Here is a 21539-nt window from a genome sequence, read left to right on the forward strand (position 1 = left end):
GACCCGATGAGCGACAATCGCAACACCATCCTCGCCGTGATCCTATCGGGCCTCGTGCTGCTCGGCTGGCAGTACTTCTTCAACATCCCGCAGATGGAGAAGCAGCGCGCCGCCCAGCAGGCGCAGCAGCAGCAGGACGCGGCCAAGCAGCCGACCGAGGCCCCTGCCGCGACGACGCCGGGTGCGCCGAGCGCTCCGGCGGCCCCGGGTACACCGGCCGCGAATGCGCCGGCCAACCGGCAGGCCGCCACCGCTCCGGTGGTCAGCCGCGAGGCTGCGATCGCGGCGTCGCCGCGGATCAGGGTCGAAACCCCGCGCCTCGACGGCACGATTTCGCTGAAGGGCGCGCGGATCGACGATCTGTCGCTGACCCAGCTGCGCGAGACGGTCGATCCGAAATCGCCGCCGATCCATCTGTTCTCGCCATCCGGCAGTGCCAATCCGTATTACGCCGAATTCGGCTGGGTCGGCGCGGCAGGCTCCAATGTGAAGCTGCCCGACCAGAACACGCTGTGGCAGCAGCAAGGCTCCGCAACGCTGACGCCGGGCAATCCGGTCACGCTGACCTGGGACAATGGCGAAGGCCTCACCTTCCGCCGTCAGATCGCGGTCGACGACCGCTATCTGTTCACCGTCAAGGACGACGTCACCAATGTCGGCAGCGCCCCGGTGACGCTGTATCCGTTCGCGCTGATCTCGCGCCACGGCACCCCGCATGTCGAGGGCTACTACATTCTGCACGAAGGCCTGATCGGCTATCTCGGCGAGCACGGCCTGCAGGAATACGGCTACGCCAAGATCGACGAGGCCAAGACGGTCGGCTTCAAGGCGACCAATGCCTGGATGGGCATCACCGACAAATACTGGGCGTCGGCGCTGCTGCCGGACACCAATGCGCAGCTGCAGGCGCGGTTCTCGTCGAACCAGGTCGGCGCCACCCGCACCTACCAGACCGATTACCTCGAAGACGCCAAGACCGTGCCGATCGGCGGCACCGTGACCGCCAACGCCCGGCTGTTCGCCGGCGCCAAGGAAGCGCGCGTCGTCGGCATCAACTTCCCGTTCGCCGGGCTCGGCGGCTACAACCAGCAGCTCGGGCTGAACCATTTCGACCTGCTGATCGACTGGGGCTGGTTCTACTTCATCACCAAGCCGATGTTCCTGGCGCTCGACTTCTTCTTCCACCTGTTCGGCAATTTCGGCATCGCCATCCTGCTGGTGACGGTGCTGATCAAGGTGCTGTTCCTGCCGCTGGCGAACAAATCCTACGCCTCGATGGCCAAGATGAAGGCGATCCAGCCGCAACTGCTCGCGCTGAAGGAGCGTCATCCGGACGACAAGGCGAAGCAGCAGCAGGAGATGATGGAGATCTACCGCAAGGAGAAGATCAATCCGGTCGCCGGCTGTCTGCCGGTGCTGCTGCAGATCCCGGTGTTCTTCTCGCTGTACAAGGTGCTGTTCGTCACCATCGAAATGCGGCACGCGCCGTTCTTCGGCTGGATTCACGATCTGTCGGCCGCCGATCCGACCAATTTGTTCAACCTGTTCGGCCTGATCCCGTTCGATCCGACCTCGATCCCGGTGCTCGGCCATTATCTGGTGCTGGGCGTCTGGCCGCTTCTGATGGGCTTCACGATGTGGTTCCAGATGAAGCTCAATCCGCAGCCGCCGGATCCGACGCAGCAGATGATCTTCGCCTGGATGCCGGTGATCTTCACCTTCATGCTGGCGCACTTCCCGGCCGGCCTCGTGATCTACTGGGCCTGGAACAACCTGCTGTCGGTGGCGCAGCAGGCCTACATCATGCGCCGCAACGGCGTGAAGGTGGAGCTGTTCGACAACCTCAAATCGTCGTTCAGTAAAAAGAAGAAGACGGCGTGACGCCCCGTCATTCCGGGATGCGCGCCGAAGGCGGGCAGACCCGGAATCCCGAGGTTGTTGCGCACAGAGATTCCGGGTTCGCGCGCAAGGGCGCGCGCCCCGGAATGACGGCCGTGCCCGGGGCGCGGCCGGGCCTCTCTCGGACGCTGGCCCGATGACCGACTCCATCGACCCGGACCTGATCGAGCGCGGCCGCAAGACCTTCGCCGGCGACTGGCAATTCATCTGGGCGTCGCCGTCGATCGAGACGCTGCCGCCGATGGACGGCCTCGAGGTCGCGTTCGCCGGCCGCTCCAACGTCGGCAAATCCAGCCTGATCAACGCGCTCACCGGTCGCAACGCGCTGGCGCGAACCTCGCACACGCCGGGCCGCACCCAGGAACTGATCTTCTTCGACGGCCCGAAGGACGCGGGGCTCCGGCTGGTCGACATGCCGGGTTACGGCTACGCCGCCGCCTCCAAAGCCAAGGTGGCGTCGTGGACGACGCTGATTCACAAATTCCTGCAGGGCCGGGCGACGCTGGCCCGCGTCTATGTGCTGATCGACGGCCGCCACGGCCTCAAGGACGTCGACCTCGACATCCTGAAGACGCTCGACAAGGCCGCGGTCAGCTACCAGATCGTGCTGACCAAGGCCGACCAGGTCAAAGCCGCCGAACTCGCCGAGCGGGTCGACGCGACCAGGACGGCGCTGGCGAAACACCCCGCTGCTTTCCCGGAATTGCTGATGACCTCGTCGCGCACCGGCGCCGGCATGCCCGAGCTGCGCGCCGCGATCATCCGCCTGCTCGACGAGCGCCGCTGATGCCAGTTCTCTTCCGCCTGCTGATCGTGTTCGCCGGACTTTACGGCGCCGCCGGCGTCGCGCTGGCCGCCGCCGCCACCCATATGCCCGACGCAGCGCGGCTGGGTCCTGCGTCGTCGATGCTGCTGTTTCACGCCAGCGCCATCGCGGCCGCGGTGCTGCTGGCCGAGCGCGGCCTCGTCCATCGCGTCCCCGGCCTCGCCGCCACCTTCGGCTTCGTGCTCGGCACCGCGCTGTTCGCCGGCGACCTGTCGCTGCGGCAGTTCGCCGGCCAGTCGCTGTTTTCGATGGCGGCGCCGACCGGCGGCATGCTGCTGATCGGAAGCTGGCTGCTGCTGGCGGTCGCGGCCTTGGCGGCGCGCCGGTAGCGCGTCCGCGTCCGGCGCATAGGTGGCCCCTTTGATCGGCCGCGCCGAAATGCTAGCGGTTCTCCCCGCCCGACCTGCCCCACCAATCCGAAGACCCATCGCGAAACCCAGCGAAAGACCCGCTTCATGACCGACGCGCCAATCATCAGCCCGCTCGATCAGGCCCGGATCCTGTCCGAGGCGCTGCCGCATATGCAGCGCTACGACGAGGAAACCATCGTGATCAAATATGGCGGCCACGCCATGGGGGCGGAAAACGACGCCAAGGCGTTCGCCCGCGACATCGTGCTCTTGGAGCAGACCGCGGTGAACCCGGTGGTGGTGCATGGCGGCGGCCCGCAGATCGCCACCATGCTGAAGCGGCTCGGCATCAAGTCGGAATTCGCCGCCGGGCTGCGCATCACCGACGGCGCCACCATCGAGATCGTCGAGATGGTGCTGGCCGGCTCGATCAACAAGCAGCTGGTCGGCTACATCAACGAGGCCGGCGGCAAGGCGGTCGGCCTGTGCGGCAAGGACGGCAACATGGTCACCGCCAGCAAGGCGACGCGCACCATGGTCGATCCGGATTCGCGGATCGAGGAAGTGGTCGATCTCGGCTTCGTCGGCGAACCCGAGAAGGTCGATCTCACGCTGCTGAACCAGCTGATCGGCCACGAGCTGATCCCGGTGCTGGCGCCGCTGGCGACCTCGTCGAGCGGCCAGACCTTCAACGTCAACGCCGACACTTTTGCCGGCGCGGTCGCCGGCGCCCTGAAGGCCAAGCGGCTGCTGCTGCTGACCGACGTGCCGGGCGTGCTCGACCAGAACAAGAAGCTGATCCCCGAACTGTCGATCAGGGACGCCCGCAAGCTGATCGCCGACGGCACCATCTCCGGCGGCATGATCCCCAAGGTCGAGACCTGCATCTACGCGCTCGAACAGGGCGTCGAGGGCGTCGTCATCCTCGACGGCAAGGTGCCGCACGCGGTGCTGCTCGAACTGTTCACCAACCAGGGCACCGGCACGCTGATCCACAAGTGATGGACGCGGCCGAGCGCATCTCCCAGCGTCATGGCCGGGCTCGTCCCGGCCATCCACGTTCTTGCTTCCGGCTGCCGCCGAAGACGTGGATGGCCGGGACGAGCCCGGGCATGACGAAGGTGATTGGCGCGGCGCGCCTGCTACGCACACGGCAATCTTTCCACCCGCACAGTCCTCATCCTGAGAGCCTGACTGGAAATGCTGGCCGCGAAATCAACGCCCTATCCCCGTCATTGCGAGCGAAGCGAAGCAATCCAGAGGCGCCGAGAATGGGGCTTCTGGATTGCTTCGTCGCTTCGCTCCTCGCAATGACGAACCTAAGTGCCTTGATCTGGTGCTCTCATTTTGAGTCAGACTCTGAGGAGGCCGGCAACGCCCGTAGGGCGGTGCCGGGCGTCTCGAAGGATGGCCGCGTGGCCGCATGGTTCGAGACGGCGCGCTGCGCGCGCCTCCTCACCATGAGGTTGGACTTGCGGCGGACGCTTTTCGTTGCGGCGTCCTTTGCGATGATCGGCAGCTCCACCGCGCACGCCGACCTCAAGCTCTGCAACCGCATGAGCTACGTGATCGAGGCTGCGATCGGGATCGACGACCAGGCGACGACGGCGACGCGCGGCTGGTTGCGGCTCGATCCGGCGCAATGCCGCGTCGTGCTGCAGGGCGCGCTCACCGCCGACCGGGTGATGCTGCATGCCCGCTCGCTCCCGGTCTACGGCGCCTCGCCGGTGCCGCAGAACGGCACCGACCGGCTGTGCATCACGCAGGAGAATTTCGTCATTGCCGCCGCGCGGCAGTGCCGCAGCGGACAGGCGCTGGCGGCGTTCACCGAGATCAGGCCGACCCGGACCGAGGACGGCACCATGGTCGCCTATCTGGCCGAGGACAGCGGCTATGACGACGAACAGGCCAAGCTCGCCGCGATCCAGCGGCTGCTGGTGATCGCCGGCTACGACGCCGCGCCGATCGACGGGGTCGACGGCCCGAAGACGCAAGGAGCACTCGCCGCCTTCCTGAAAAGCCGCGGACTCAAATCCGACGTCGTCAACGCGCCGGACTTCTTCGATACCATGATCAAGGCGGTCGAGGCGCCGTCGGCGACCGGGCTGACCTGGTGCAACGACACGAAGAACAAGATCATGGCCGCGGTCGGCGAGGACGACGGCAGGACGATGACCAGCCGCGGCTGGTACCGGATCGAGCCCGGCAAATGCCTGCGTCCCGACCTCGGCGCGCAGCCGAAGCGGGTGTTCAGCTTCGCCGAAGCGGTCGACGGCAATGCGCGGCCGGTCCGGATCAAGGACAAGCCGCTGAACTGGGGCGGCGCGACGCTGCTGTGCACGCGCGACAGCAAATTCGAGATCAGCGAACAGGGCGACTGCTCGGCACGCGGGCTGAACGCCACCGGCTTCGCGCCGGTCGACCTCTCCGGCGGCAGCAGAACATTGCGGTTTGCGACACCATGAAACAGCCCTCCATCCGCGGCTTCGGCCGTGTCGAGACCTGGGTGTTCGACCTCGACAACACGCTGTATCCGCATCACGTCAATCTGTGGCAGCAGGTCGACGTGCGTATCCGCGATTTCGTCGCCGACTGGCTGAAGGTGACGCCGGACGAGGCGTTCCGGATCCAGAAGGACTACTACAAGCGCTACGGCACCACGATGCGCGGCATGATGACCGAGCACGGCGTCAGCGCCGACGATTACCTGGCCTATGTGCACGCGATCGATCACTCGCCGCTGGAGCCGAACCCGGCGATGGGCGCCGCGATCGCGCAATTACCCGGCCGCAAGCTGATCCTGACCAACGGCTCGACCGCCCATGCCGGCAAGGTACTGGCGCGGCTCGGCATCGGCCATCACTTCGAGGCGGTGTTCGACATCGTCGCCGCCGAACTGGAGCCGAAGCCGGCGCCGCAGACCTATCACCGCTTCCTGACGCTGCACGGCGTCGACCCCGCCAAAGCCGCGATGTTCGAAGACCTCGCCCGCAACCTCGCGGTGCCGCATCAGCTCGGCATGACCACGGTGCTGGTGGTGCCGGACGGCAGCAAGGAGGTGGTCCGCGAAGACTGGGAACTGGAGGGCCGCGACGCCGTGCATGTCGACTACGTGACGGAAGATCTGACGGGGTTTCTGGCGGGGATACTCGCGCCGAGGTGAGGCACGATCCGTCGACAATCACAGCCGTCGACGCCCGCGAAAGCGGGCGACCCAGCCCGTAGGATGGGTTAGCGCGTAGCGCGTAACCCATCGGCCGCAACCGAGGCAAGATGGGTTACGGCGCAAGGGCGCCTAACCCATCCTACGGCCGGCGGACGGGAGCGCCTTGACTCTCCCGGGCCGAATCCGGACAACACCCGTCAAATTTCTCCCTGAACTCCCCGCTCCAAGGACCTCCCGATGTCGCTCTCCGCCCTGGAAACCACCATCAATACCGCTTTCGACGCGCGCGACACGGTCAGCGCTGCGACCAAGGGTGAGGTTCGCGATGCTGTCGATCACGCGCTCGATCTGCTCGACAAGGGCGAGGCGCGCGTCGCCGAGCGCGAGGCGTCGGGCACGTGGACCGTCAACCAGTGGCTGAAGAAGGCGGTGCTGCTGTCGTTCCGGCTCAACGACATGAGCACGATTCCCGGCGGTCCCGGCGGCGCGCAATGGTGGGACAAGGTGCCGTCGAAATTCGAGGGCTGGGGCGAGAACCGTTTTCGTGATGCCGGCTTCCGCGCGGTGCCGGGCGCGATCGTGCGCCGTTCCGCCTTCATCGCGAAAAACGCGGTGCTGATGCCGTCCTTCGTCAATCTCGGCGCCTATGTGGACGAGGCCACGATGGTCGACACCTGGTCGACGGTCGGCTCCTGCGCTCAGATCGGCAAGCGCGTCCACATCTCCGGCGGCGTCGGCATCGGCGGCGTGCTGGAGCCGCTGCAGGCCGGTCCGGTGATCATCGAGGACGACTGCTTCATCGGCGCCCGCTCCGAAGTCGCCGAGGGCGTGATCGTCCGCAAGGGCGCGGTGCTGGCGATGGGCGTATTCCTCGGCGCCTCGACCAAGATCGTCGACCGCGAAACCGGCGAAATCTTCGTCGGCGAAGTGCCCGAATACGCCGTGGTGGTGCCCGGCATGATGCCCGCGAAGCCGCTCAAGAACGGCAATCCGGGCCCGGCGACGGCCTGCGCGGTGATCGTCAAGCGCGTCGATGAGCGCACCCGCTCCAAGACCTCGATCAACGAATTGCTGCGGGACTAAGCGCGCCGTGACCGCGACCGCGACCGCGCTAGAGATCGCCCAGGCGCTGCTGCGCTGCCCGTCGGTGACGCCGGCCGATGCCGGCGCGCTCGGCGTGCTGGAGGCGCTGTTGAAAGACGCGGGCTTTGCGACGCATCGCGTCACCTTCAGCGAGCCCGGCACCGCCGACATCGACAATCTTTATGCCCGGATCGGCGACGCCGCGCCGCATCTCTGCTTCGCCGGCCACACCGATGTGGTGCCGCCGGGCGACGACAGTGCCTGGAGCCACGGCGCGTTTTCCGGCGACGTGGCGGATGGTCTGCTGTATGGCCGCGGCGCGGTCGACATGAAGGGCGGCATCGCCTGCGCGGTGGCGGCGACGCTGGACTATCTGGCCGCCCATGACGGCAAGGCCAAAGGCTCGATCTCGTTCCTGATCACCGGCGACGAGGAAGACGTCGCCGTCAACGGCACCGTCAAGCTGCTGCAATGGGCGGCGGAGCGCGGCGAGACCTTCGATCACTGCATCGTCGGCGAGCCGAGCAATGTCGAGGCGATCGGCGACACCATCAAGATCGGCCGCCGCGGCTCGCAATCCGGCGTACTGATCGTCGACGGCCAGCAGGGCCACGTCGCCTATCCGCACCGCGCCGCCAATCCGATTCCCGATATCGCGGCGCTGATCACCGCGCTGAACGACGAACCGCTGGATCAGGGCTCGGCACAGTTCCAGCCGTCGAACCTCGCCTTCACCTCGGTCGATGTCGGCAATCCGGCCACCAATGTGATCCCCGCGCAGGCGCGGGCGAAGTTCAACATCCGTTTCAACGATCACCATACGCAGGAGTCGCTGCGCGCGCTGGTCGAGCAGCGCCTCGCCGCCGCCTGCGGCAACCGCATCCGCGCCCGGATCGAGTGGCTGCCGTCGAACGCCGACGTGTTCGTGACGAAGCCCGGCGGCTTCACCGATCTGGTGTCGGCATCGATCGCCAACATCACCGGCCGTACCCCCGAACTCAACACCGGCGGCGGCACCTCGGACGCGCGCTTCATCGCGAAGTACTGCCCGGTGGTCGAATTCGGCCTGGTCGGCCAGACCATGCACCAGATCGACGAACGCACGCCGGTCAGCGATCTCGACAAGCTCACCGCGATCTATCGCGGCGTGCTGGAGAGATACTTCAGGTAAACGACCTCTCTTTCGTCATTCCGGGGCGCGCGTAGCGCGAGCCCGGAATCCATACTCACTGTCAGGGGTTATGGATTCCGGGCCTGTGCCGCTGCGCGGCCCATCCCGGAATGACGAACGAGATGTTTGTGACCCTTAGAGCAGCTCTGCTTTTGATGGAATCACCGCCGTCATCCTTCGAGGCTCGCTGCGCTCGCACCTCAGGATGACGACTCCGCATTCGAGAATGCCGCGCCGCTTCAATCAAGCGATGAACAGCTCTAGTACTCAGTAATCCACCTGCACCAGGTACAATCCATCCGGCGGCGCGACGGGACCGCAGGCCGAGCGCTGCCGTGCCGCCAGTGCGGCGGCGAGATCGTCGGCGCTCCAGCGCCCCTCGCCGACCCACACCAGCGAGCCGACCATCGAGCGCACCTGGCTGTGCAGATAGGAACGGGCATTGGTGATGATTTCGACGGCGTCGCCGTTCCGCACGACGTCGAGCACGTCCAGCGTCTTGTCCGGCGAGGCGGCCTGGCATTCGGTGTCGCGGAAGGTGGTGAAGTCGTGCTTGCCGATCAGCACTTGCGCTGCGCGGTGCATCGCGTCGGTGTCGAGCGGCTTCGGCACCCGCCACACCTTGCCGATCTCGAGCGCGAGATTCGAGCGGCGGTTGACGATGCGATAGCGGTAGTGCCGCCGGATCGCCGAGAACCGCGCCTCGAAATCATCCGGCACGAGTTCGGCGGACAAGATCGCGATCGGATGCGGCCGCACATGGGCGTTGAGCGCGTCGCGTAGCCGATCGGCGCGGAACGGCTTGGCGATATCGAGATGCGCGACCTGCCCCAGCGCATGCACGCCGGCATCGGTGCGGCCGGCGCCGTGCACGCGCACCGCCTCGCCGCAGGTCGCCAGCGCGGCGGCCTCGAGCGCGCCCTGCACCGACGGCAGCGTCGGCTGCAACTGCCAGCCGCAGAACGGCGCGCCGTCATATTCGATGGTGAGCTTGTAGCGGGGCATGAACCTATTCGGTGTCATTGCCGGGCTTGACCCGGCAATCCATCATTCAACAGAGATTTGTTTCGAGGATGGATGCGCGGGTCAAGCCCGCGCATGACGCTGTGCAATACGCTCAGCTAACCACCCGCGCGCCCGCCGCGATCGGCGTGCCGCGCAAAAACTCGTCGGCCTGCATCGGCTGCTTGCCGGCGCGCTGCAATTGCAGCACGCGGATCGCGCCGTCGGCACAGGCGATGGTGAGATCGTCGCCCAGCACCTCGCCCGGCGTACCGCTGCCGCCGGCCAATGCACAGCGCAGGATCTTCACCCGCACCGCCTCGCCGTCGATCGGCAATTCGCACCACGCACCCGGAAACGGCGACAGCCCGTGAATATGCCGCAGCACCGCCTGCGCCGGCCGCGCGAAATCGATTTTCGCCTCGGCCTTGTCGATCTTGGCGGCGTAGGTGACGCCGTCTTCGCTCTGCCTGGTGAGTTGCAGCCCGCCGCGCTCCAGCGCCGCCATCGCCCGCACCATCAGGTCGGCGCCGAGCCGCGCCAGCGCGTCGTGCAGATCGGTGACGGTCATCGCATCGGTGATGGCGATCCGCTCGGCCATCGCGACGTCGCCGGTGTCGAGGCCGACGTCCATCTTCATCACCATCACGCCGCTCTCGGCGTCGCCCGCCATGATGGCGCGGTTGAGCGGCGCGGCGCCGCGCCAGCGCGGCAGTAGCGAGCCGTGCAGATTGTAGCAGCCGAGCGGGGGCGCATCGAGGATCGCCTGCGGCAGGATCATGCCGTAGGCCACGACCACCGCCGCGTCGGCCTCGTGGCTGCGGAATTCCGCCAGCGCCTCGTCGGTCTTCAGCGTCTTCGGCGTCAGCACGGGAATCCCGAGCCGCTTCGCCTCCTGCGCCACCGGGCTGTCCTGCAGCTTCATCCCGCGCCCGGCCGGCTTCGGCTCGCGGCTATAAACCGCCGCGATGTCGTGCCCGTGCCCCGACAAAGCGAGCAGCGTCGGCACCGCGAAATCGGGCGTGCCCATGAAGACGAGGCGAAGCGGCATGGGAGATCTGATCCAGTAAAGTTAGGGCGTGAGCTCGAATGGATTGATGACATTCAAACCCAGCCCGGAGAAACCAGAGGCATCACGCGTCGCCAGATCGGCGTGATGAACGATGGCGATTGCGGCGATCAGTCCGTCCATCAATCCGATCGGCCTGCCCTGCTTCTGCCGGTCGGCGGCGAGGCGGCCGTAAGCTGCCGCTGCACTCGCATCCAATGACAGAATTCGACCTTGATATTGATCGTGCTCGAGCCTGTCGGCTCCAGCCTGCAACAGGTCGCGCCGGGCGCCGGGTGCCAGCAGCGCGATGCCAAAACGGATCTCTGCAAGCACCGGCGCACAGATGAAGAGCGTTTGATGCGGTTGCGCATCCATCCACGTACGAACGGCCAGATGAGGCGTGGCGCGGAATCCTTCCGAGACGACATTCGTATCGAGAATGATCATGAAAAATCGGGCGGATCGCTTGCCAGGTCGGGAATCTCGAACACCAGATCATCGCCACGATATTCTGGCGGAATCAGGTTGAAGAGTTCGGTCCCGAGGCGTCGCGGGGGCTCGGCGGAACCAAGCCCTTTTTCGATCAGCGCCTTGGCGGCTTCCGACAGGCTCGTTTCCGACGCGCGCGCTTCGCGCTCGATCCGCTCCTTCAATTCCGCTGAGACGTTTCGGATCAACAGGTCTGGCATTCGGAATCTCCGGCGGCGATATCAATGATATCACCACCGGCCCACCCAGGCAACGCCGCTCAGCCGGCGCGCTTTGCCGCCTTCTCGAACTTCCGGATCACCATCGCGCGCTTCAGCTTCGACAGATGGTCGACGAACAGCACGCCGTTGAGGTGATCGATCTCGTGCTGGATGCAGGTCGCGAACAGGCCGTCGGCGTCCTCTTCCTTCACGTTTCCATCGAGATCGGTGTAGCGGATCCGCACCGTCTTCGGGCGCTCGACCTCGGCGTAGTATTCGGGGATCGACAGGCAGCCTTCCTCGTAGACGTTCAGCTCCTGCGAGGCGCCGACGATCTCCGGATTGATGAAGGCGCGCGGATCGCTTTTGCCGTTGCCCTCCTTGCGCACGATATCCATCGTGATCAGCCGCACCGGCTCGGCGATCTGGATCGCCGCCAGCCCGATGCCGGGGGCCTCGTACATGCTCTCGAACATGTCGTCCGCGAGCTTGCGGATCTCCGGCGTCACCTCGGCGACGGGCTTGGAGATTTCACGCAGCCGCTTATCGGGCAGGATGATGATTTCGCGCAGGGCCATGGCGGCGATTTAAGGGGCGCAGGCTTTGCGGTCAATCCGGGACCGACCGGAGGGTCTGCCACTTTCGGCGCGGCGGATGCGAGAATGCCGGATCCGGTCGATTAGCCGGAAATTAACCGGATTGTTCTCTGTTCGTTCCGAATCGAGGGGGATGTGCTACTCAGACTTCCCGATCTTCCGGCTCGCTCAGGGCCTAGTCATGCCGAGGGCAACGATGATCGAGTGGTTGGATTTGAGCGGGTTCGGGCCAATCCTTGCGCGATTGCGTCGCCGGCTCGATCGGATGCCAAATCGCGGCTTCTCCCAAATCGGCGCATTGCGGAAGCTCGGGCGGGTCGCCTTGATTCTTGTGGCGCTCGGCATCGTCGGTGCGCCGATCGTCTGGCTGCTCGCAAGGTGATCCCCCTGCATGAATGAGATTCTGTTTACCCTCGGCGACATCCCGATCAGCCTTGGCGTAGCCATGAGCGGATTCGGAGCAGCGGCGGTGGCGCTGCTCGCGATCATCGCAATCCTCGTCGCGCGCGGCCAAGCTGCGGGCAGGACGGTGATCGACGACCGGCTGGCGCACTTGATGCGGACCCAGCACGAAGCCAATGGCCGGGTCGATGCAATGGGCCGGGCGCTAGCCGGGCGCCAAGCCGAAATGGCCAAGGCAATGAGCGAACGGCTCGACAGCGTCACGCACCGCTTCGGCCATTCGCTGACCCAGTCCACGCGCTACACCATGCAGAGCCTGCAGGCGCTGCACGAGCGGCTCGGCATCATCGACCGGGCGCATGACAACCTCACCGAGCTGACCGATCAGGTGACGACGCTGCGCGACGTGCTCGCCAACAAGCAGGCGCGCGGCGCCTTCGGCCAGGCGCGGATGGAGTCGATCGTCCAGGACGGCATGCCGAAGGGCGCCTACGCGTTCCAGTACACGCTGTCGACCGGCAAGCGGCCGGATTGCGTGGTGTTCCTGCCGGATCAGCGACCGCTGTGCATCGACGCCAAATTTCCGCTGGAGGCCGTCACCGCGCTGCGCGAGGCGCGCAGCGACGACGAGAGAAAGGCCGCATCGCAGCGGCTGCGGATCGATGTGATGCGGCATGTCGACGACATCGCCGGCAAGTACCTGATCCCCGGCGAGACCCAGGACACCGCGCTGATGTTCGTGCCGTCGGAATCGGTCTATGCGGAGATCCACGACGGCTTCGACGACGTCATCCAGAAGGCGTATCGGGCCCGCATCGTCTTGGTATCGCCGTCGCTCCTGATGCTGGCGATCCAGGTGATGCAGCAGATCCTGAAAGACGCGCGGATGCGCGACGCCGCCGACCAGATCCGCACCGAGGTGCTGAGCCTCGGCGACGACCTCGCGCGGCTGCGCGAGCGCGTCACCAAGCTGCAGACGCATTTCGGCCAGGTCAATGACGACGTCCGCCAGATTCTCGTCTCGGCCGACAAGATCGAACGCCGCGCCGCGCGGATCGAGGAACTGGATTTTGCGGCGCCCGAACAGCCGGCGGGACCCGAGGCCCCCGCGCCGACGCCAAGCAGCGAGGCGCCGCTGGTGCCCGAGCGCACCGAGCTGTTCGGCTCGCGCGCGTTCAAAATCGACGAAGTCGCTTCGACCTGAGAGTCTGACTCAAAATGAGAGCAACAAGATCAGGCACTTGAGTTCGTCATTGCGAGGAGCGAAGCGACGAAGCAATCCAGAAGCCCCATACTCGACGCCTCTGGATTGCTTCGCTTCGCTCGCAATGACGGGGATAGGGCGTTGATTTGGCGGCCCCGCGTTTCCAGTCAGGTTCTAAGTCTGCGACGGCGTCCCAAAGGAGCCGTCATCACCCGCGAAAGTGGGTGATCCATTATTTCAGAGCATCTGTTGCCGAACGACGTCCTCGCCGGATATCCCGCATGCTTCACAACAAGCGGCGGTGAGTACTGGGTCGCCCGGTCGAGCCGGGCGATGACGGCTTCGAACCCGACGAATGCCCCCGACCCTCGAATCTGCTACCACCTCCCGCATGACCGCTCCCGACGCCGCATCCAATCCAGAGCCGCTGCCTCCCGTCGCCCCGGCCAAGCCGGGCTGGGGCGAGGCGATGACGGTGTATCTGCAGCCGCGCGTACTCATCGTGCTGTTTCTCGGCTTCTCGTCCGGGCTGCCGCTGGCGCTGTCGGGCTCGACGCTGCTGGTGTGGATGCGCGAATCCGGCGTCGATCTCGGCACCATCGGCCTGTTCGCGCTGGTCGGCACGCCCTACACGCTGAAATTCATCTGGGCGCCGGTGGTCGACGCGCTGCACGTGCCGCTGCTGTCGCGGCTATTCGGCCGCCGCCGCGGCTGGCTGGTCGCGACCCAACTGCTGCTGATCGGAGCGATCCTGCTGCTGGCGCTGACCGATCCGGCGCATGCGCCGCTGTTCGTCGCGATCGGCGCGCTGCTGGTCGCGGCCGCGTCGGCGACGCAGGACATCGTGGTCGACGCGTTCCGGGTCGAGAGCCTGCCGGAGAACGAGCAGGCCGCCGGCATGGCGTCCTACGTCGCGGCCTACCGGATCGGCATGCTGATCTCGACTGCGGGCATCCTGTTTCTGGTCAGCGCCTATGAGGGCACCGGCCTCGAGCGATCCGCGGCGTGGATGTGGGGCTATGTGACGATGGCCGGCATGGTGCTGATCGGCACGGTCACGGCGCTGCTCGCGACCGAACCGGAGCAATCGCGCCGCGCCGAGGCCGCCACCAGCGGCGACACCGCATTCACCCGGGTGACGCGCGCGGCGATCGGCGCGTTCTCGGAATTTCTCATCCGCAAGGATGCGCTGGCGGTGCTGGCTTTCGTGGTGCTGTTCAAGTTCACCGACGCGTTCTCCGGCACCATGACGGCGCCGTTCGTGATCGATCTCGGCTTCACGCGCAACGACTACGCGGCGATCGTCAAGGGCGTCGGCCTCGCCGCCACGCTGATCGGCGGCTTCGCCGGTGGTTACGTGGCGCGGCGCTACTCGCTGGTGGCGAGCCTGTGGATCGGCGCGGTGCTGCAGGCGCTGTCGAACCTGGCGTTCGCCTGGCTGGCGACCGTCGGTGTCAATCAATGGGCGCTGGCGCTGGCGATTTCGGTCGAGAATTTCACCGGCGCGATCGGCACCGTCATCTTCGTCGCGTACCTGTCGGCGCTGTGCCAGAACCCGCTGCACACCGCGACGCAATACGCGCTGCTGACGGCGCTGTCGGCGGTGGGGCGGACGTACTTGTCGGCCGGCGCCGGCTATGTGGCGCAGGCGACCGGCTGGCCGGCGTTCTTCATGATCAGCGTCGCGGTCGCCGCGCCCAGCCTGGTACTGCTGCTCTGGCTGCAGCGCCGCGGCCATTTCGCGGCTCTGGGGCCGGTCAAGGTGTGAGGAAGATTTCGCAAAGCGTCATTGCGAGCGAAGCGAAGCAATCCAGAGGCGGTGCACAGAGCTGGATTGATTCGTCGCTTCGCTCCTCGCAATGACGGCGAGCTAGCAGCCGCGGCGCTCAGTTCACCAGGCTCCATTTCGTCACCACGGCCTCGCTGTACTGCCCGGCCTCCTCGGCGCAGGCGACCGACTCGACCTTCAGCGCGACGTGCTTGCCGAGATGCGATTTGAGCTGCGCCGCCTGGGCATCGCCGGCGGGCACGATCTGGAACGTCTCCGGCCCGTTCTCGAGATTGCACAGGCCGGACGGCGGCGGCAGCCGGCGCGGCTCGCTGACGAGCTGATACACCGGGCCCTTCTTGCCCTTGGCCCTGGCGCGCGAGCGCATCGCGGTGAGTTCGCCGCTGAGCACGTCGCCCACCTTCATCGCCTTCGGCTTCGGCAGCGCCGCCTGGCTTTCGGTGGCCTGCGCCAGCGCAGGCGGGACCGGGAGCGCCAGCAGCGCGGCGAGAATCAGCGAGGGCTTCAGCAGTCGTTCGATCATCAGGTCCACTTCCGGAGTTCAGAACAGGGTCCGCTGCCGCATCGCGGCCGACAGCGTGCCTTCGTCGAGATAGTCGAGTTCGCCGCCGACCGGCACGCCGTGCGCCAGCCGCGTCACCTTGACGCCGGCGTCCTGCAGCAGGTCGGTGACGTAGTGCGCCGTGGTCTGGCCGTCGACGGTGGCGTTGAGCGCCAGGATGATCTCGCTGACCGCGGCATCATGGGCGCGCGCGACCAGCGCGTCGATGGTCAAATCGTCGGGGCCGACGCCATCGAGCGGCGACAGCGTCGCGCCGAGCACGTGATAGCGGCCATTGGTGGCGGAAGCGCGTTCGAGCGCCCACAGATCGGCGACGTCGGCCACCACCACGATGATCGACGGATCGCGACGCGGATCGGTGCACACCGTGCAGGGATTCTGCGTATCGATGTTGCCGCAGGTCTTGCAGACCTCGATCTTGTCGATCGCGACCTGCAGCGCCGAGGCGAGCGGCGCCATCAGCGCGTCGCGTTTCTTGATCAGATGCAGCGCGGCGCGCCGCGCCGAGCGCGGGCCGAGACCCGGCAGCCGCGCCAGCAGCTGGATCAGACGTTCGATCTCGGGGCCTGCGACCGCAATGGCCATCGGGACAGCTTATCCGTTTCGGTGAATCAGATCGGCGGCACGCACGAGCGAGACGCCCGCCGGCACGTCGGCGAGAACTTGCGAATCGGTATTCCTGGAAGACTAGCCCAGCCCGAGGCCGGGCGGCAGGCCGAGCCCGCCGGTCAGCGCCTGCATCTTCTCCTGCATCGCGGCTTCCGCCTTGCGATGCGCGTCGGCCAGCGCCGCGACCAGCAGATCTTCCAGCACCTCGCCCTCGTCGGGCTTCAGCAGCGACGGATCGATCGAAACGCCGCGCACTTCCATCTTGGCGGTCATCCGGACCTTGACGAGGCCGCCGCCGGACAGGCCCTCGACCTCGATCTGGTCGAGCTCCGCCTGCATCGCCTTCATCTTCGACTGCAACTGCGCCGCCTGTTTCATCATGCCGAGGAAATCAGCCATGATCGGTTCCTTTCAAAAGAGCCAGAATTCTCAAGAATCGTCGTCGTCGTCGATCGGATCGATGGGGTGCTCGATACCCGAATCGGCCGGGGCCGGCTCGGTGGCGAGCCGCCGCACCTCGATCAGCTTGGCGCCGGGAAAGCGCGCCAGCACCTCCTGCACCCGCGGATCGCTCTCCGCGGCGCGCTCGCGCTCGTTCTTCTGCGCCTCGTTCTGCGATCGCAGCGTCGGCTGTCCCGGCTCGTTCGACACGATCACGGTCCAGCGCCGCCCGGTCCATTGTTCGAGCTTGCGGCCGAGGTCGCCGATCAGGCTGCGCGCGGCGGTGCGCTCCAGCGCCAGTTCGAGCCGGCCGTCCTCGATCCGCACCAGCCGCACATCGGCTTCCAGCGCCATCCGGGTCATCACATCGCGCTTCTCCGACGCCAGTGCGACGAGCTGCGGGAAACTTGTGATCGTCAGCGCCGCGGGGGTCGGCTGCGGAGCCGCGGCGGGCTGCGGCCGCGCCATCGACGGCTGGCTCATCGTCGCGCCACCGCGCGGCGCCATCGCGGCCGGCGCAGCGTAATTTGGCGGAGCTGATGCCATTGCGGAGGGCGAAGCCGACGGCGCGCCACGCGGCGCACTGCCGCCGGAAGGCAGCGAACCGCCGCCACCCTGTTCGATCATCCGGATCGCTTCGTCCGGCGTCGGCAGATCGGCCGCGTAGGCGATCCGCACCAGCACCATCTCGGCGGCCGCGGCCGGGCGCGTCGCGCTCTGCACTTCGGCGATGCCCTTCAGCAGCATCTGCCACATCCGCGACAGCACCCGCATCGACAGCCGGGTCGCGAATTCGCGCCCGCGCAGCCGCTCGGTCTCGCCGAACGCCACATTGTCGGCGGTCGCCGGCACGATCTTGACCCGCGTGACGAAGTTCACGAACTCGGCGAGATCGCTCAGCACCACCACCGGATCGGCGCCGGTGTCGTATTGGTCGCGGAATTCGGCGAAGGCGGCGGCGATATCGCCGCGCGCCAGCGCGTCGAACAGCTCGATGACGCGGGTGCGGTCGGCGAGGCCGAGCATCTGCCGGACCTGATCGGCCCGCACCAGGCCGGCCGCATGGGCGATCGCCTGGTCGAACAGCGACAGCGAATCCCGCACCGAGCCTTCGGCGGCGCGGGCGATGATGCCGAGCGCTTCGGCCTCGACCTCGACGCCTTCCTTCTCGGCGATGCCGCCGAGGTGCTTCATCAGCACGTCGGCCTCGACGCGGCGCAGGTCGAAGCGCTGGCAGCGCGACAGCACCGTCACCGGCACCTTGCGGATCTCGGTGGTGGCGAACACGAATTTGGCGTGCTCCGGCGGCTCCTCCAGCGTCTTCAGGAAGGCGTTGAACGCCGCCGTCGACAGCATGTGGACTTCGTCGATGATGTAGACCTTGTAGCGCGCAGACGCCGGCGCGTAGCGCACGCTGTCGTTGATCTGGCGGACGTCGTCGACGCCGGTATGCGAGGCGGCGTCCATTTCCAGCACGTCCATGTGCCGGCTTTCCATGATCGCCTTGCAGTGCACGCCGTGCACCGGCATGTGGATGGTCGGCCCCTTCACCGACCCGTCCGGCAGCTCGTAATTCAGCGCCCGCGCGAGAATCCGCGCGGTGGTGGTCTTGCCGACGCCGCGCACGCCGGTCAGGATCCAGGCCTGCGGAATCCGCCCGGTGTCGAAGGCGTTGGAGACGGTGCGCACCACCGCTTCCTGGCCGATCAGATCCTCGAAACTGTTGGGACGATATTTGCGCGCCAGCACCCGGTAGGCGCCGGCTGGTGCAGCGCCCAACGGGGTGCCCGAGCTGGAACCCAGGGCGAGGCCGGACTGGTCCGCATCTTCCGAAGGGGTCGCGGGAGGGCCAGCGTCGGTCATCGGTGGTTCCGCAATGTGTTCTCTCTCGGGGCCGCATTGCGGAACGGGACGGAGGCTGTCCGGCGGAGCATTTGATCCGCTTCGCGCCCGACAGACGCCCGACACCTGGCGGGGCCCGGCAGGCCGGGCCGATACGCCACCTTTGGATCGACCGGCGCGCGACGGCCGAAAAACGGTAGGAGACTGACGAGCGACCCGATCCGGACCTCGTTAGGGCTGCTTCCTTCCGGACCTGACCCGGTTGGCGAGTGGCTCGTCCACCGCCAATCTCCCGGTCCCTATTTGGAGCCAAAACCGGCCGAATGCAAGCGGGCGCGCGGCGTCTTGGACCTTCGGACAGGGCAAGCCCACAACGTGGCGGCAGCGGCGATGAATTCCGCATCGCGCCGCGGCTTTCGTGGCCTCGGCCGAGTTGCTATGAGAGGCCGAGGCCCGCCCCCGCAACCACGCAAGAGCCCGCTTTTGCCAACGGGCCGATGGAACCGACATGCCCTCCGATTGGTCGCTCAGCCCGCAGCTCGAAAAAGACACCATCAACATCGGCGACCTGCCGCTCAGCCGCGTGCTGGTGATCAAGGATGCGAATTATCCGTGGCTGCTGTTGGTGCCGCGTCGCGCCGGCGCGGTCGAGATCATCGACCTCGACGAGGTCGAGCAGGCGCAACTGACGACCGAGATCTCCCGGGTCGGCCGCGCCCTGAAGGAGATCACCAAATGCGACAAGCTGAATATCGCGGCGCTCGGCAATGTGGTGCCGCAGCTCCATGTCCATGTGATCGCGCGGCGCTCCAACGACGCCGCCTGGCCGCGGCCGGTGTGGGGCGTGGTGCCGGCGCTGCCGCACGACGCCGAGGAAGTGCAGCAATTCATCAACGCGCTGCGGCGCAAGGTCTGGCTGGGTTGAGCCGATGAGCAGCGTGTTTCCGCTCGGCCAGCCGGCCTTCGTCAGCAACATCCTCGACCGCGCCGCGCATCTGCGCAGCGACGATTCCAAACTGATGGCGATGGAGGACAAAAGCGACACCCGCGCCTATGTGGTGCATCGCGATTCGCTGGTGGTGAAGCACGAGGCGGGCGGCCCGCGCGCGCTGCTGTCGATCAGGGAGGCGCTGGCGCTCGGCGCCAATCCCGGCACGATCTTTCTCGGCCTGCGCGACGGCGCGGCGGTGTTCGGCATGGGCATCGGTGCAGCCGCGGTCGAGACGCTGATGACCCGCAGCGATGCCGGGATCGCCGAGCTGCGCGGCATGGCGATGCAGGGCATCCTGCCCGCCGAGCAGCTGTCGGCGATCGCGATGGCGAAGTTGATGGTGAGTTGGCACCAGCGCCACGGTTTTTGCGCCAATTGCGGCGCCCGCACCGCGATGTCGCAGGGCGGCTGGAAGCGCGACTGCCCGACCTGCAAGGCCGAGCATTTTCCGCGCACCGACCCGGTGGTGATCATGCTGGTGACGTCGGGCGACAAATGCCTGCTCGGCCGGCAGAAGCCGTTTCCGGCCGGGATGTATTCGTGCCTCGCCGGCTTCGTCGAGGCGGCGGAGACGATCGAGGACGCGGTGCGCCGCGAGATCTATGAGGAGTCCGGCATCCGCTGTTCCGAGGTGCGCTACTACATGACGCAGCCGTGGCCGTATCCATCTTCGCTGATGATCGGTTGTACGGCGATCGCAACGACGGAAGACATCACCATCGACTTCACCGAACTCGAGGATGCGCGCTGGTTCTCGCGCGACGAGGCCGCCGCGATGCTCAATCGCCAGCATCCGGACGGCCTGGTCGGGCCGCACCCGTTCGCGATCGCGCATCATCTGGTCGGCCGCTGGCTGGAGCAGACATCATGACGAACACCGCAAAGCCCAACCCGCGCATTCTCTGCGTCGGCATTCCGGTCCGCGACCTCACCTTCCGGATCGAGGCGGTGCCGGGCCGCGGCAACAAGATCCCCGCCAGCGCTTATGAAGAGATCTCCGGCGGCAACGCGCTCAATGCCGGGATCGGCATCGCCCGGCTCGGCGGCACCGCGACGATGTGCGGCCCGATGGGCGACGCCAGCGAAGCCGCCGCGCGCTTCATCTTCGACAAGCTCGGCGAGGAAGGCATCGCGACCAGTCGCCTGATCCACATGCCGGGGCTGGTGACGCCGATCTCCGCGGTGATGGTCGATCCGACCGGCGAACGCACCATCGTCACCTTCCGCGATCCGAAGCTGTGGAACGTCGCGCTGCCGGACGCCGACGAACTGCTGAAAGACTGCGACGCCATCATGATCGAGAGCCGCTGCGCCGGCTTCGCCACGCCGCTATGCGCCGAGGCGACGAAGCGCGGGATTCCGGTCGTGGTCGACATCGACAGCGCGATGTCGCTCAACGAAGGCCTGCTGACCGCGTCGTCGCACCTGATCTTCTCGGCCGAAGCGCTGCACGCCACCGCCGGCACCGACGACGACGAGGCGGCGCTGAAGAAAGTCGCGAAGCTCACGCATGCCTTCGTCGCCGTCACCCGCGGCCCGAAGGGCACGCTGTGGCTCGACGCCGAGAAGACGTTTCAGCAGACCCCGGCGTTTCCGGTGCACGTCGTCGACACGCTCGGCGCCGGCGACATCTTCCACGGCGGCTTCGCGGTGGCGTTCAGCGAAGGCCAGGACATCGCCAGCGCGCTGCGCTTCGCCTCCGCCGCCGCGGCGCTGAAATGCACCCGGCCGGGCGGGGCGTTCGCGTGCCCGGACCGCGAAGAGGTCGAGGCGTTTCTCGCCGACAAGGCGAAGTAATCGACTGCGGCGAGGCAGAGCCTGCGCTCAGCCATCGCCGTCATTACCGGGCTCGACCCTACGTCATTA

Annotated in this window: 23 protein-coding genes and 1 other RNA gene; 14 read left to right on the forward strand and 10 right to left on the reverse strand. The window is 66.8% G+C overall.

Annotation, left to right across the window (positions count from 1 at the left end; all coding sequences use genetic code 11):
* The first annotated feature begins 6 nt into the window (after positions 1 to 6).
* From yidC to dapE, 8 genes are all read left to right on the forward strand, one after another.
* A complete protein-coding gene (gene yidC, locus ACTZWT_RS23190; RefSeq protein WP_444772039.1) occupies positions 7 to 1881 on the forward strand; it encodes a membrane protein insertase YidC in 1875 nt (624 codons plus the stop codon).
* A 154-nt stretch (positions 1882 to 2035) separates the two neighbouring features.
* A complete protein-coding gene (gene yihA / locus ACTZWT_RS23195) occupies positions 2036 to 2686 on the forward strand; it encodes a ribosome biogenesis GTP-binding protein YihA/YsxC (RefSeq protein WP_444772040.1) in 651 nt (216 codons plus the stop codon).
* Positions 2686 to 3054 carry a DUF423 domain-containing protein gene (locus tag ACTZWT_RS23200; protein WP_444772041.1) on the forward strand — a complete coding sequence of 123 codons (369 nt, stop codon included), beginning with the start codon at positions 2686 to 2688 and terminating at the stop codon, positions 3052 to 3054. Before yihA ends, ACTZWT_RS23200 begins: the two co-directional genes overlap by 1 nt.
* Positions 3055 to 3180: 126 nt before the next feature.
* Positions 3181 to 4077, forward strand: coding sequence for an acetylglutamate kinase (gene argB, locus ACTZWT_RS23205; RefSeq protein ID WP_444772042.1), 897 nt, complete (start codon positions 3181 to 3183; stop codon positions 4075 to 4077).
* Between the two features lie 458 nt (positions 4078 to 4535).
* A complete protein-coding gene (locus ACTZWT_RS23210; protein ID WP_444772065.1) occupies positions 4536 to 5540 on the forward strand; it encodes a DUF1036 domain-containing protein in 1005 nt (334 codons plus the stop codon).
* Entirely contained in the window at positions 5537 to 6238 is a 702-nt protein-coding gene (locus ACTZWT_RS23215) for a pyrimidine 5'-nucleotidase (protein ID WP_444772043.1), read from the forward strand. Before ACTZWT_RS23210 ends, ACTZWT_RS23215 begins: the two co-directional genes overlap by 4 nt.
* 240 nt (positions 6239 to 6478) lie before the next feature.
* The gene (dapD, locus tag ACTZWT_RS23220; RefSeq protein WP_444772044.1) at positions 6479 to 7324 is read left to right on the forward strand and encodes a 2,3,4,5-tetrahydropyridine-2,6-dicarboxylate N-succinyltransferase; all 846 of its coding nucleotides are present in this window, start codon (positions 6479 to 6481) and stop codon (positions 7322 to 7324) included.
* Between the two features lie 7 nt (positions 7325 to 7331).
* Positions 7332 to 8495 carry a succinyl-diaminopimelate desuccinylase gene (gene dapE / locus ACTZWT_RS23225; RefSeq protein ID WP_444772045.1) on the forward strand — a complete coding sequence of 388 codons (1164 nt, stop codon included), beginning with the start codon at positions 7332 to 7334 and terminating at the stop codon, positions 8493 to 8495.
* Positions 8496 to 8762: 267 nt separating this feature from the next.
* Here dapE and truA read toward each other — a convergent pair whose 3' ends face one another.
* The 5 genes from truA to def form a co-directional block, all read right to left on the reverse strand.
* Positions 8763 to 9500: a tRNA pseudouridine(38-40) synthase TruA gene (gene truA, locus ACTZWT_RS23230; protein ID WP_444772046.1), complete on the reverse strand. Its 738-nt coding sequence runs from the start codon at positions 9498 to 9500 to the stop codon at positions 8763 to 8765.
* A 112-nt stretch (positions 9501 to 9612) separates the two neighbouring features.
* Entirely contained in the window at positions 9613 to 10548 is a 936-nt protein-coding gene (fmt, locus tag ACTZWT_RS23235; RefSeq protein ID WP_444772047.1) for a methionyl-tRNA formyltransferase, read from the reverse strand.
* 21 nt (positions 10549 to 10569) lie between these two features.
* Positions 10570 to 10995 (reverse strand): type II toxin-antitoxin system VapC family toxin, encoded by a 426-nt coding sequence (locus ACTZWT_RS23240; protein WP_444772048.1) that lies wholly within the window; start codon positions 10993 to 10995, stop codon positions 10570 to 10572.
* Positions 10992 to 11237: a hypothetical protein gene (locus tag ACTZWT_RS23245; RefSeq protein ID WP_444772049.1), complete on the reverse strand. Its 246-nt coding sequence runs from the start codon at positions 11235 to 11237 to the stop codon at positions 10992 to 10994. The genes ACTZWT_RS23240 and ACTZWT_RS23245 overlap by 4 nt, the downstream gene beginning before the upstream one ends.
* A 59-nt stretch (positions 11238 to 11296) precedes the next feature.
* Positions 11297 to 11815: a peptide deformylase gene (gene def, locus ACTZWT_RS23250; RefSeq protein WP_444772050.1), complete on the reverse strand. Its 519-nt coding sequence runs from the start codon at positions 11813 to 11815 to the stop codon at positions 11297 to 11299.
* 214 nt (positions 11816 to 12029) lie between these two features.
* Here def and ACTZWT_RS23255 point away from each other — a divergent pair, with 214 nt between their 5' ends.
* The 3 genes from ACTZWT_RS23255 (at position 12030) to ACTZWT_RS23265 (ending at position 15207) form a co-directional block, all read left to right on the forward strand.
* Positions 12030 to 12215, forward strand: a complete 186-nt coding sequence (locus ACTZWT_RS23255; RefSeq protein WP_444772051.1) for a hypothetical protein — start codon at positions 12030 to 12032, stop codon at positions 12213 to 12215.
* Between the two features lie 9 nt (positions 12216 to 12224).
* Complete coding sequence (locus ACTZWT_RS23260) at positions 12225 to 13439, forward strand: DNA recombination protein RmuC (protein ID WP_444772052.1); 1215 nt, start codon at positions 12225 to 12227, stop codon at positions 13437 to 13439.
* A 391-nt stretch (positions 13440 to 13830) separates the two neighbouring features.
* Positions 13831 to 15207: an AmpG family muropeptide MFS transporter gene (locus ACTZWT_RS23265; protein WP_444772053.1), complete on the forward strand. Its 1377-nt coding sequence runs from the start codon at positions 13831 to 13833 to the stop codon at positions 15205 to 15207.
* A gap of 118 nt (positions 15208 to 15325) precedes the next feature.
* Here the strand turns inward: ACTZWT_RS23265 and ACTZWT_RS23270 are convergent, their stop codons facing one another.
* From ACTZWT_RS23270 to ffs, 5 genes are all read right to left on the reverse strand, one after another.
* Positions 15326 to 15751 (reverse strand): hypothetical protein, encoded by a 426-nt coding sequence (locus tag ACTZWT_RS23270; RefSeq protein WP_444772054.1) that lies wholly within the window; start codon positions 15749 to 15751, stop codon positions 15326 to 15328.
* Between the two features lie 18 nt (positions 15752 to 15769).
* Positions 15770 to 16375, reverse strand: coding sequence for a recombination mediator RecR (gene recR, locus ACTZWT_RS23275; protein ID WP_444772055.1), 606 nt, complete (start codon positions 16373 to 16375; stop codon positions 15770 to 15772).
* A gap of 102 nt (positions 16376 to 16477) precedes the next feature.
* Positions 16478 to 16798, reverse strand: coding sequence for a YbaB/EbfC family nucleoid-associated protein (locus ACTZWT_RS23280; protein ID WP_444772056.1), 321 nt, complete (start codon positions 16796 to 16798; stop codon positions 16478 to 16480).
* A gap of 30 nt (positions 16799 to 16828) precedes the next feature.
* Entirely contained in the window at positions 16829 to 18703 is a 1875-nt protein-coding gene (locus ACTZWT_RS23285; RefSeq protein WP_444772057.1) for a DNA polymerase III subunit gamma/tau, read from the reverse strand.
* 175 nt (positions 18704 to 18878) lie between these two features.
* An RNA gene (gene ffs, locus ACTZWT_RS23290) (signal recognition particle sRNA small type) lies at positions 18879 to 18975 on the reverse strand.
* Between the two features lie 215 nt (positions 18976 to 19190).
* Here ffs and ACTZWT_RS23295 point away from each other — a divergent pair.
* From ACTZWT_RS23295 to ACTZWT_RS23305, 3 genes are read left to right on the forward strand one after another with little or no spacing between them, the layout of a single operon-like run.
* Positions 19191 to 19607 carry an HIT domain-containing protein gene (locus ACTZWT_RS23295; RefSeq protein WP_444772058.1) on the forward strand — a complete coding sequence of 139 codons (417 nt, stop codon included), beginning with the start codon at positions 19191 to 19193 and terminating at the stop codon, positions 19605 to 19607.
* A 4-nt stretch (positions 19608 to 19611) separates the two neighbouring features.
* On the forward strand, positions 19612 to 20544 hold the full coding sequence (gene nudC / locus ACTZWT_RS23300; RefSeq protein WP_444772059.1) for an NAD(+) diphosphatase: 933 nt from the start codon (positions 19612 to 19614) through the stop codon (positions 20542 to 20544).
* Entirely contained in the window at positions 20541 to 21470 is a 930-nt protein-coding gene (locus tag ACTZWT_RS23305; protein ID WP_444772060.1) for a sugar kinase, read from the forward strand. Before nudC ends, ACTZWT_RS23305 begins: the two co-directional genes overlap by 4 nt.
* Positions 21471 to 21539: the final 69 nt, after the last annotated feature.

The sequence above is a fragment of the Rhodopseudomonas sp. NSM genome (genome assembly GCF_052445935.1).
Classification (GTDB): Bacteria; Pseudomonadota; Alphaproteobacteria; order Rhizobiales; family Xanthobacteraceae; genus Rhodopseudomonas.